11 protein-coding genes are annotated in these 11,093 nt (G+C 65.8%); 1 reads left to right on the top strand and 10 read right to left on the bottom strand.

The genetic code is table 11. The features are described from left to right. Position 1 precedes the first annotated feature (1 nt). From QQZ18_RS15075 to truB, 5 genes are all read right to left on the bottom strand, one after another. Positions 2-322: a hypothetical protein gene (locus QQZ18_RS15075; protein WP_284541735.1), complete on the bottom strand. Its 321-nt coding sequence runs from the start codon at positions 320-322 to the stop codon at positions 2-4. Positions 323-572: 250 nt separating this feature from the next. Further along, the gene (locus tag QQZ18_RS15070) at positions 573-848 is read right to left on the bottom strand and encodes a hypothetical protein (RefSeq protein WP_284541734.1); all 276 of its coding nucleotides are present in this window, start codon (positions 846-848) and stop codon (positions 573-575) included. Between the two features lie 173 nt (positions 849-1,021). Continuing rightward, positions 1,022-3,160: a polyribonucleotide nucleotidyltransferase gene (pnp, locus tag QQZ18_RS15065; protein WP_284541733.1), complete on the bottom strand. Its 2,139-nt coding sequence runs from the start codon at positions 3,158-3,160 to the stop codon at positions 1,022-1,024. A gap of 272 nt (positions 3,161-3,432) precedes the next feature. After that, on the bottom strand, positions 3,433-3,702 hold the full coding sequence (gene rpsO, locus QQZ18_RS15060) for a 30S ribosomal protein S15 (protein WP_284541732.1): 270 nt from the start codon (positions 3,700-3,702) through the stop codon (positions 3,433-3,435). Between the two features lie 151 nt (positions 3,703-3,853). After that, positions 3,854-4,828 carry a tRNA pseudouridine(55) synthase TruB gene (gene truB, locus QQZ18_RS15055; RefSeq protein ID WP_446728652.1) on the bottom strand — a complete coding sequence of 325 codons (975 nt, stop codon included), beginning with the start codon at positions 4,826-4,828 and terminating at the stop codon, positions 3,854-3,856. Positions 4,829-4,950: 122 nt separating this feature from the next. On the opposite strand from truB, the gene QQZ18_RS15050 reads away from it, so the two are divergent. Then, positions 4,951-5,784 carry an EamA family transporter gene (locus QQZ18_RS15050; protein WP_284541730.1) on the top strand — a complete coding sequence of 278 codons (834 nt, stop codon included), beginning with the start codon at positions 4,951-4,953 and terminating at the stop codon, positions 5,782-5,784. Positions 5,785-5,786: 2 nt separating this feature from the next. Here the strand turns inward: QQZ18_RS15050 and QQZ18_RS15045 are convergent, their stop codons facing one another. From QQZ18_RS15045 to QQZ18_RS15025, 5 genes are all read right to left on the bottom strand, one after another. Beyond that, the gene (locus QQZ18_RS15045) at positions 5,787-6,425 is read right to left on the bottom strand and encodes a glutathione S-transferase family protein (protein WP_284541729.1); all 639 of its coding nucleotides are present in this window, start codon (positions 6,423-6,425) and stop codon (positions 5,787-5,789) included. Between the two features lie 95 nt (positions 6,426-6,520). Then, entirely contained in the window at positions 6,521-6,958 is a 438-nt protein-coding gene (gene rbfA, locus QQZ18_RS15040; protein ID WP_284541728.1) for a 30S ribosome-binding factor RbfA, read from the bottom strand. A 117-nt stretch (positions 6,959-7,075) separates the two neighbouring features. After that, complete coding sequence (locus QQZ18_RS15035; protein WP_284541727.1) at positions 7,076-7,588, bottom strand: hypothetical protein; 513 nt, start codon at positions 7,586-7,588, stop codon at positions 7,076-7,078. A 52-nt stretch (positions 7,589-7,640) separates the two neighbouring features. Next, positions 7,641-10,310: a translation initiation factor IF-2 gene (infB, locus tag QQZ18_RS15030; RefSeq protein ID WP_284541726.1), complete on the bottom strand. Its 2,670-nt coding sequence runs from the start codon at positions 10,308-10,310 to the stop codon at positions 7,641-7,643. Positions 10,311-10,383: 73 nt separating this feature from the next. Next, on the bottom strand, positions 10,384-11,082 hold the full coding sequence (locus tag QQZ18_RS15025; protein ID WP_284541725.1) for an RNA-binding protein: 699 nt from the start codon (positions 11,080-11,082) through the stop codon (positions 10,384-10,386). Between the last annotated feature and the right edge of the window lie 11 nt (positions 11,083-11,093).

The following is an 11,093-nucleotide window of genomic DNA, read 5'->3' as shown; positions in this document are numbered from 1 at the left end:
GTCACGCATAGTGACGCAGGGAGATGGTGCGCTTGGGCAGCAGATAGGTCCAGGCCTGCGCGCCGAACAGGCTTGCGCGCCTCTTGCCCTTTCGGAACTGAGGGTAGCTTGCGAAGCTGTAGCTGGAGTTCAGGCGCCCTGTGCGCGACAGCCAGTCTTCGAAGTCGTTGAGGATGAGCCCGCGAGCCACATCCCGGTCACCCTTGGCCAACCCCAGTGCCACGGTCGCGATCTCTTCGAGACCATCCGAGGGCGCCTGAGAAATCTGGCTACGGATTAGACTGGCGTCGATTCTAGCGACGAGCTCTCGGGGAAAAATCATCGCTCTCTCCTTTCGCAGGGCCACCCTACAGCTGCGGAAATAGCACGTTTTCGGCCTATGACAACGTGGACATTCGACCGATTCTACCAAAGCGCTGCCTTCGGTAAGCGAATGGTTGCCGGCCTGGTCATAACTTCCCACGCCGAAAGTGCCTTCGGTCATCGGCGCGCGAGGAGAAGACGGGATCAGGCCAAAAACAAAAAGGGCGCGGCAATCGCCACGCCCGAAATCGGAAACGTCGTTCGAACGTTCAGAAGCTTCCGCTGTCCCGCAGGGAGTGCTCGACACGCAGGATGCGACGCGTAAGTGTCGCGGACAGGATCAGACCTGGAACGGCCATGACGCCGACGAAGATCAGGATCGGCGTCTCGCTAAGCCCGAGCATGCTGCCGACCGCCCAGGCAAAGGCGACGATGGCGCCCAGCATTTCGGAGACGATCAGCAGGGTCGCCCCGATCGCGGAAATGACGGCGTCGGTCTTGGTGTAGCGAACTTCGTGGGGCAGATCGTCGGTCTTGACCAGCATGGAATGGCGTCCTGGATGCAGCCGCTTCGGCGGCGCGTTCGTCGGCGCGCATCAAGAGCCAGTGGCGGCCTGCTGTCAAGTGCGGGTCGCTCCAAAGGCAACAAGACCGCCGATATGAAAACGGCCGGCGGGGAATACCCGCCGGCCGCCAACGTCTTTGCCGGAAGCGGACGTCACTCGTCCTTGGGCTCGGCCTTCTCTTCCTGCTTGATCTCCTGGCCGGTGGTCTGGTCGACGACCTTCATCGACAGGCGAACCTTGCCGCGCTCGTCGAAGCCCATCAGCTTGACCCACACCTTGTCGCCTTCCTTGACGACGTCCTTGACGTTCTGGACGCGCTGCGGAGCGAGCTGGGACACGTGGACGAGGCCGTCGCGGGTGCCGAAGAAGTTGACGAAGGCGCCGAAGTCGACGCACTTCACAACGGTGCCTTCGTAGATGGCGCCGATCTCCGGCTCAGCGGCGATACCCTTCACCCAGTTCATGGCGGCGGTGATCGCCTTGAGGTCGGACGAAGCGAACTTGACGGTGCCGTCGTCCTGGATGTCGATCTTGGCGCCGGTCTTCTCGACGATCTCGCGGATGACCTTGCCGCCCGAACCGATCACTTCGCGGATCTTGTCGGGGTTGATCTTCATCACTTCGATACGCGGGGCATGCTCGCCGATCGAGGAGCGGGCGCCGGTCAGCGCCTTGGACATCTCGCCGAGGATATGCTCGCGACCACCCTTGGCCTGGGCCAGGGCGACCTTCATGATCTCTTCGGTGATGCCGGTGATCTTGATGTCCATCTGCAGCGAGGTGATGCCCGCTGCCGTACCGGCCACCTTGAAGTCCATGTCGCCGAGATGGTCCTCGTCACCCAGGATGTCGGACAGCACCGCGAAGCGATCGCCTTCCTTGATGAGACCCATGGCGATGCCGGCGGTCGGCGCCTTCAGCGGCACGCCGGCGTCCATGAGGGCCAGCGAGGAACCGCAGACGGTGGCCATCGACGACGAACCGTTCGACTCGGTGATCTCCGACACCACGCGGATGGTGTAGGGGAACTCGTGATGAGCCGGCAGCTCCGGATGGATGGCGCGCCAGGCAAGCTTGCCGTGGCCGATCTCGCGGCGGCCGGGCGAGCCCATGCGGCCGGTTTCACCGACCGAGAAGGGCGGGAAGTTGTAGTGCAGCAGGAAGCGTTCCTTGCGGGTGCCTTCCAGCGTCTCGATATACTGCTCGTCTTCGCCGGTGCCGAGAGTGGCAACCACGAGGGCCTGCGTCTCGCCGCGGGTGAACAGCGCCGAGCCGTGGGCGCGCGGCAGCACGCCGACTTCGGCCACGATCGGGCGGACGGTCTTGGTGTCGCGGCCGTCGATGCGCAGGCCGGTGTCGAGCACGTTCCAGCGGACGATCTTCGCCTGCAGGTCGTGGAAGACGGTGGCGACCTTTTCTTTGTCGAACTTCGGCTCGGCGCCCTCGGGGAACAGCTCGGCCATCACCTTGGCGCGGGCGGCGTCAACGGCGACATAGCGCTCCTGCTTGGCGGTGATCTTGTAGGCAGCCCGCAGGTCGGCCTCGGCAATGGCGAGAACCGCCGCCTCGATCTCCGACACGTCGGGGGCGGCGAACTCGCGCGGCTCCTTGGCGGCGCGCTCGGCCAGACGGATGATGGCGTCGATCACCGGCTGGAAGCCACGATGACCGAACATCACGGCGCCGAGCATGGTGTCTTCGTCGAGCTCCTGGGCCTCGGACTCGACCATCAGCACGGCATCGCCGGTGCCGGCGACCACGAGGTCGAGCTTCGAATCGACCATCTTGTCGACCGGCGGATTGAGCACGTAGGCGCCTTCGATCAGACCGACGCGGGCAGCGCCGACCGGGCCCATGAAGGGCACACCGGAGATCGTAAGGGCAGCCGAAGCGGCGACCAGGGCGAGGATGTCGGGAGCGTTCACCATGTCATGGCTGAGCACGGTGACGATCACCTGGGTGTCGCACTTGTAGCCATCGGGGAACAGCGGGCGGATCGGGCGATCGATCAGGCGCGAGGTGAGCACTTCGTGCTCGGCCGGACGGCCTTCGCGCTTGAAATAGCCGCCGGGGATCTTGCCGGCCGCGAAGGCCTTCTCTTCGTAATTGACGGTCAGCGGGAAGAAGTCCTGGCCGGGCTTCGGCTGCTTGGCCGAGACCACGGTGGCGAGGACCGACGTTTCGCCGAGCGTCGCGAGCACCGCGCCATCGGCCTGGCGAGCAACACGGCCCGTCTCGAGGGTCAGCTTCTGGCCGGCCCAGTCGATCTCGACTTTCTGAATATCGAACATGCGTTTGTTCCGTTCTTGTCTGGTCCGGCGCGCGGCCCACGGGCAAGACGACGAGACGCTCCTCTCCAGGCGAGGCGAGCGTCTGGCAATCCTGCCCCAGGGTGCGGAACACGCCGGAGCGGCGCTCGCCCCGGCGGGGCGACGGCGCCTGTCGTTCTTGCCCGCTTCTGCGGGCGGACCCACGCCCTCGTCTCAGGGCGGGAAACCGGAGCCGCCTCGGAGGACCGAAGCGGCGAAGGGGAAGGGCGGCGGACCGCCCCTCCGGCAAACCGTCAGCGGCGCAGGCCGAGGCGGCTGATCAGCGCGGTATAACGCGAGACGTCCTTGCGCTTCAGGTAGTCCAGAAGCTGACGACGCTGGCTCACCAGCTTCAGAAGGCCGCGGCGGGAGTGGTTGTCCTTGGCGTGGCTCTTGAAGTGCTCGGTGAGGTTGGCGATGCGCTCGGAAAGGATCGCCACCTGGACTTCCGGCGAACCGGTGTCGCCCTCGAGGGTCGCGTATTCCTTGATGAGAGCGGCCTTGCGCTCGGCAGTGATCGACATCGGTGACTCCTTGTCGTTGGATAACAAAAATGGCCCGGCCGGGATGTCGTCCAGCCGGGTCGGCGCAACCTGTATGATCAGGTTGCGGTTTCTCTACAGGAAAATGGGTCCGAATGCCAGCGGCAATCCGGAGCCGGGACAGCAGCGGGCGTCAATCCGGCAGGATCAGGCGGACCGGTTTCAGCTCGCCATGCTCCACTTTGGCGATCGCCATCAGCCGGCCACGCTCGAACACGCCGACGGCGTCCTCTTCGACCGGCGCGTCACGGCCGCGCAGTAGAACCGGATTTCCATTCCTGAGCCGGACAGCCTGGTCGGAGGTCACGTCGAGCTGCGGCAGGTTGGCGAGAGCAGCCTCGATCGGCGTCAATAAAGACAGCGCGTCGCCGTCCGCCTCGAGCGCCGCCTGCAACGCATCGAGGCTGACCATGTCTTCTTCACCGAACGGTCCGACGGCGAGCCGCCGGAGTTCGATGACATGGCCGGCCGTACCGAGCCGTCGCCCCATGTCTCGGGCGATGGCGCGAACGTAGGTTCCCTTGCCGCACTCGGCCTCGAAGATGGCGGTATCCGCATCGGGGCAGTCGATCAGATCGAGTCGGTGAACAGTGACCGGTCTCGCTTCCAGCTCGACGGTTTCGCCGGCGCGGGCGAGGTCATAGGCGCGCTCGCCGTCGACCTTGATCGCCGAGAAAGCAGGGGGCGTCTGGAGAATCTCGCCCTCGAACTCGTTGAGCACGGCGTCGATGTCCTCGGCTGTCGGCCGATGATCGGACGCCCGCACCACCTCGCCCTCGGCGTCGTCGGTCGAGGTTTCCGCGCCCCAACGTACGGTGAAGCGGTAGAACTTGTCGCCGTCCATCACGTAGGGCACGGTCTTGGTCGCCTCGCCCAGGGCGATCGGCAGCATGCCGGACGCGAGCGGGTCGAGCGTGCCAGCATGTCCCGCCTTGGGCGTGCCGAAGATGCGCTTCATGGCGCCTACCGCCTGCGTCGACGTCATGCCATAGGGCTTGTCGAGCACCACCCAGCCGTGGACCGTGCCTTTTTTCTTGCGAGCCATACCTGATTCCTGCGTACGCCGGCCGGGGGTGGAACCCGAAGCGGCGGAAGAGACGGCGGACATTTCGTCCGGAAGGCGCCGCTCCTACACCGGAGGGCCTGTGAAGGCAAGGCCCGAAGATTGCGGCGGCGCGACGATCGTGAAATGGTGCCGGCGCCGTCAAAGACGAATCTTCAGGAGCCCAGATGTCGCTCGGCGTCTTCGCAGCCGTTCTGGCCGCAGCCTTGGTCCATGCTGGCTGGAACGTTCTCGTCAAGGGCGCCGCCGATAAGCTCGCCATGACGGTGTCCGTTGCACTCGGCGCCGCGATCGTCGCCGCCTCGATCCTTCCGTTTCTGCCGCTGCCGGCGCCGGACAGCTGGCCGTTTCTGGGCGCTTCGGTGCTTCTCCAAAGCGTCTACTACCTGCTGATCGCCCGGGCCTATCGCATCGCCGACATGAGTCTCGCCTACCCCCTGATGCGTGGTGCGGCTCCGCTTGTGGTGGCCCTGTCCGGCGCTCTGGTCTTCGGCGAAACCCTGAGGAGCGGGCAGTGGATGGCCATCGGGCTGATCTCCGCCGGTATCGGGGCACTCGCTCTCGGGGCGTTTCGCCAGCCATTGGGCGCTGCCGGAGGCATTACCGCGCTTTGCAACGCCATGATCATTGCTTCCTATACCCTGGTGGATGCGAGCGGCGTACGCCTTTCCGGCGCGCCGGTGGCCTACGCGTTGCTGCTGGCCGTGCTGACGGGTGTGGTCACCCTGGCCTTGGTTTTCGCCGGGCGCGCGCGGCCGCGACTCGACGGACGCACGTTGGGCCTGGGGCTTGTCGGCGGTGCGGCGACGACACTTTCCTACGGCGTCGCCCTTTGGGCGATGACGCGAGCGCCCGTTGCGCCGGTTGCCGCGCTGCGCGAGACGTCGATCGTCTTTGCACTTGTGCTGTCGCACTTGGTTTTCGGCGAAAAGGTTGGCGGGCGGCGCATCGCCGCCGCCCTGCTGGTGATGGCTGGCGTGGGTGCCCTCCGCCTCTTCTGATGTCAGCTTGCGCTGTCGCGGGCGGCGATCAACGCTGCTTCGTCCGCCTGCGCCTTCCGGAATGCGGGCCGGCTGGTCACCCGTTCGACATAGGCGGCCACTTCGGGCGTCTTCTCGAAGATGCCGAAGCTGGTGACCCAGAGGAGCGCCGAGCCCCACAGCACATCGGCCACCGAGAACTGCTCGCCGAGCCAGAAGGGCGACGCGCGCCTGACCTGCTCGTTGACGATGGCGACCACGGTCTCGTAGTCGGCATAGGGAGCGTTGTTGCGCGGCAGCGGCGGCCGCTTCATGGCGTGGTCCACCAGTGCCGGCTCGAAGCTGGAACCGTAGAACACCATCCAGCGCAGATAGGCACCGCGACGCGGGTCGTCGACGGTCGGCGCCATTCCCGCACCGGAGAACAGGTCGCCGAGATAGAGAGCGACGGCCGCCTGCTCCGTCACGACGACGCCCCTGTGGCTGATGGCCGGTACCTTGCCCATCGGATTCACGGCAAGATAGTCCGGCTTCAGCTGCTCGCCGGTCCGGATATCCAGGACATGAAGATCATAGGGCGCGCCGAGCTCTTCGAGAAGAACTCTGGTTCCAAAGGCTCGGCTTTGGGGTGCGTAATGAAACGTGATGCGGTCGTCGGTCATGAAGTTCCCTCCGTGCGGCCGCGCTGGCGGCGCGCCGGTGGAGCTTCGAACCTGTTGTCGTCAGGAACTGGCAGCTGCGCTCATGACAGAAACTGTCAGTCGTCCTTGCCTTGGTCGTCGTGGGGGCGATCGGCCTCGTCGAGGTCCCGCGCCACGTCGGGCGAGTGCAACAACGCATCGATGTGGGCGGTTTCGTCGAAGCGGTCGTCGTAACGGAAGACGAGTTCAGGCGCGAACTTGAGATTGATGCGGTGCGCCACCTGGCCGCGCAGCCAGCGGGCGTTGCGGGTCATCGCCTTTTCGGCCTTCTTCGGGTCGCCGCCGCCAAGCGGCGTGATGTAGACGGTCGCGTTGCGGAGGTCGGGACTGACGCGCACCTCCGGCACGGTGATCATCAAACGGACCACTTCGTCGTCCATCAGTTCGCCGCGCGCCAGTATCTCGGCGAGAGAGTGACGAACCAGTTCGCCGACGCGAAGCTGGCGTTGGGAGGGGGTACGGGCCTGCCCCTGGTTTTGTCCGTACTGGACCATGATATAGAACCTCGTTTGGACGCCTCTTCCCTCGGATGATATCCGATCTTTGGGGGAGGGCGTGGAATTCGGACCATAGAGAATAGATCCACGGCGGGCTGCTTCAACCCGGCTCGGCTATTCTTTGAGCATCGCTGCGAAAGCCGTCATGTCCGCGGCGCCGGCAAAGGCTGCGCGCGGCAGGATCACCGCCGGCTTCCCTTCGGCGAGAAGGAAGAGATGACTGCCATCCGTCTCGACGCGAAGGGCGGAAACCGAGGAGATGTCGATCGCAACGCCGCCGATCGTGCCTTCGAGGCGATCATCGGCAAAGTCGATCTCTCCCTTGCCGACGGGATGGTTCCGCGCCGCCCGTTGCCGCTCGGCCTTGAGGACGAAGCGCGATAACTGCCAGGCTGCAAGCCCTGCGACACCGAAGGCGGCGAACCACAGCGGCCACTCGGCATTTCGCGTCAGCCAGGAGACCGCGACCAGGGGCGGCAGGGCGAAAGCGTATCCGAGAAGCGAACGCCAGCCACGATCCGCCGGTTTCAGAACCGCTTCCAGTGCCAACGCGTCAGCCTCCGTCGTCGTGAAGACGAAGCGGCGCGATGTCGGTGCAGCAAAAGAGGATTCGGCGGCGTCAGTCATGGCTTACCGTCGAGAAAGCCTACCCGGCGCCCCTGAGGACGCCGGGCAGTCATTACAGCGTGCGGGCAATCTCTTCGACGCGGAAGCACTCGATGACGTCGCCGGCCCGCATATCCTGATAGGCCTCGAAGTTCATGCCGCATTCCTGACCGGCGTGGACTTCCTTGACGTCGTCCTTGAAGCGCTTGAGCGTTCCGAGCTTGCCCTCGTGGATAACCACGTTGTCGCGGATGAGGCGCACCGAGGCGCCGCGCTCCACCATGCCCTCGGTGACGCGGCAACCTGCCACCTTGCCGATCTTGGAGATGTTGAACACCTCCAGGATCTCGGCGTTGCCGAGGAAGGTTTCGCGCCGCTCGGGGGTGAGCATGCCGCTCATCGCCGCCTTCACGTCGTCGACGAGGTTGTAGATGATGTTGTAGTAGCGGATCTCGATGCCGTCGCGGTCGGCCGCATCGCGCGCCTGCTTGTTGGCGCGGACGTTGAAGCCGATGATCGCCGCGTCGGAGGCCGAGGCCAGCGTGACGTCGGACTCGGTGACGCCACCGACGCCGCCGTGGATGACGCGAGCCGCCACTTCCTCGTTGCCGAGCTTTTCGAGCGAGGCGACGATGGCCTCGAGAGAGCCCTGCACGTCGGTCTTGACGACCAGCGGGAACTCCTTCTTTCCGGCCGTCTGCAGCTTGGTCATCATCTGCTCGAGCGAACCGCGCGAGCCGGAGGCCCGCTTGGCAACGTTCTCGCGCTTCTGACGGACGCGGTATTCGGTGATCTCGCGAGCGCGGGCCTCGTTCTCGACCACGGCGACGCGGTCGCCGGCGTCGGGCGTGCCCTGGAAGCCCAGAACCTCGACCGGCATGGCGGGGCCGGCGGCATTGACGTTGGCACCCCGGTCGTCGAGCAGTGCGCGGACGCGGCCCCATTCGGAGCCCGCCACCACGATGTCGCCCACCTTGAGCGTACCGCGATCGACCAGCACGGTTGCCACCGGACCACGGCCCTTGTCGAGCTTGGCTTCGATGACGATGCCTTCGGCGGCACGATCGGGATTGGCCCGGAGTTCCAGCACTTCCGACTGCAGCAGGATGATCTCCAGCAGCTTGTCGAGGTTGGTCTTGGCTTTGGCGGACACTTCCACTTCGAGCGTGTCGCCGCCCATCGATTCGACCTGAATCTCATGGCGCAGCAGTTCGGTGCGCACACGCTCAGGGTTGGCGTCGGGCTTGTCGATCTTGTTGATGGCGACGATGATCGGCACACCGGCTGCCTTGGCATGGCTGATGGCTTCGATCGTCTGCGGCATGACGCCGTCGTCGGCCGCCACCACCAGAATGACGATGTCGGTCACCTTGGCGCCGCGGGCACGCATCGCCGAGAAGGCGGCATGGCCCGGGGTGTCGATGAAGGTGATCTTCTGGCCCTTCTGCTCGACCTGATAGGCGCCGATATGCTGGGTAATGCCACCGGCCTCGCCGGCCACCACGTTGGCGTGGCGCAGAGCATCGAGCAGCGAAGTCTTGCCGTGGTCGACGTGGCCCATGATGGTGACCACCGGCGGACGCGGCTGGGTGTTCGCGGCGTCGTCGGGTACGTCGAACAGGCCTTCCTCGACGTCGGCCTCGGAAACGCGCTTCACCGTATGCCCCATCTCGGTGGCGATGAGCTCGGCGGTATCGGCGTCGATCACGTCGTTGATCTTCAGCATCTGTCCCTGCTTCATCAGCAGGCGGATGACATCGACGGCGCGCTCGGCCATGCGGTTGGCCAGTTCCTGGATGGTGATCGCCTCAGGCAGCACCACTTCGCGCAACACCTTCTCGCGCGGACCGGACTGCTGGCCCCGACGTTCCTTCTCGCGCCTGCGCTTCAACGCGGCGAGCGAACGGGAGCGCTCGCCCTCGTCGCCTGAGAGGGCGGCGGAAATGGTCAGGCGACCCTTGCGACGATCGTCCTCGCCGGCCTTCTTGACCGGCGCCGGCACCGGCACGCGCGCCTTCTTGGCCGCGAGCACCTTGCCGCGCGGGCTTTCTTCTTCGTCGTCGCCGGCGATCTTGCCGCGCGGGGCCGCCTCGGCGGCAGGACGCGGCGCGCCAGCGGGAACCGGCTTCTTTTCGGCAACGGGAGTTTTCGCTGCGACGGCCGGCTCGGTGGGCTTCGGCGGTGCGACGTCGGCCGGCGCCGCCTTGGCGCGGGCCTCTTCCTCGGCCTTGAGGCGAGCTTCCTCGACGGCGCGGACGGCGGCCTCTTCGGCCTCGCGCTTGGCGCGCTCCTCTTCCTCGATCTTGCGGCGAGCCTCTTCCTCGGCGCGGCGCTTCGCCTCTTCCTCGGCGCGCTTGCGGGCTTCGGCCTCGCGAGCGATGGCTTCGGCGAGCGCGGCCTGGCGGGCCTCGATCTCATCCTGGCTGAGCGTGCGCAGCACCATGCCGCCGGGTGCCGGCCGGCGCTGTTCGCGCGGCGCGGTGGGAGCGGCGTCGCGGCGCGGCTTCAGGCTCTCGGAGATCGACTTCTGAAGCTGCGCGGTCTGCGTCGCCGGCGCGCCTTCGAGCGGCCCGCCTTCGCCGTGCTTGCGCGACTTCTTGGTCTCCACCACGACGGCCTTCGTCCGGCCATGGCTGAAGCTCTGCTTGACCGTTCCCTGCTCAACGGTGCGCCGGGAAAGTGTCAGCGTCTTCTTGGGCGCCATGGACGTGCTCTTGTCGTCGGTGTTCTTCGTATCGCTCATGCCGTGCTCTATCCTCGCGGGCCGCCGCGGCGCCTTTCAAAGGCGGCGCAATGGCCAATCGTATTGGCGAACCTCAGGAAAGGTTCGCTGTCCAGTCCGTGTCCGGCGCTTCGCCCCTGTAACGGGCTAGCGCTGCAGCGCATTTCAGGAAGCTGGTGCTCGCCCCACCGGCGAGCAGAGCAGCATGTATCACATTTGCGCCGCCCAATGCCAAATCCATTTCGCTCGAGGCGAAGATTCCGGCGATAACCTTTGGGCCGGAAAGCGGCGGTTGTTGCCATAATGCCGCATTTCCGGGCGTTTCACTCGCATCTTCATCGGCGCCGGCAGCGCGGAAGCGCCGCCGTATCGCCTGTCCGATCTTGCGGCGGCCGTCGTCGGCCGCCTCGCGGGCGTGCACCACGGCGACGGTACCACCCTTGCCGACCGCATCGGTTACCTGACCGAAGCCAGTGACCACGAGGCCAGCCTTGCGTGCCATGGACAGCGCCGACAGCGCCGCCCTGAGAAGCAGTGTCTCGACCAGCTCCGGAAGTTCGTCGTCGGTCTTGGCCTCTTCCTTGAGACCACGCGAAAACGCCCTCTTGCGCACCGCTTCGGCAACCACGTCGCGGCGGCAGGTCACCCAGACGCCACGACCCGGCAGGTTGCCGCGCACATCCGGCACCACCACGCCGCCCGGCCCGCAGACGAAACGGACAAGGCCCTCGGGCGGCTGCGCGACGCGTGTCACGATGCAACTGCGTTCCGCCGTCTCTGACCTCGGTGCCATCGTCCTCTTTC

This window comes from Pleomorphomonas sp. T1.2MG-36, assembly GCF_950100655.1.
In the GTDB taxonomy this organism is placed as follows: domain Bacteria; phylum Pseudomonadota; class Alphaproteobacteria; order Rhizobiales; family Pleomorphomonadaceae; genus Pleomorphomonas.
This window is presented reverse-complemented; position numbering and strand designations above follow the sequence as displayed.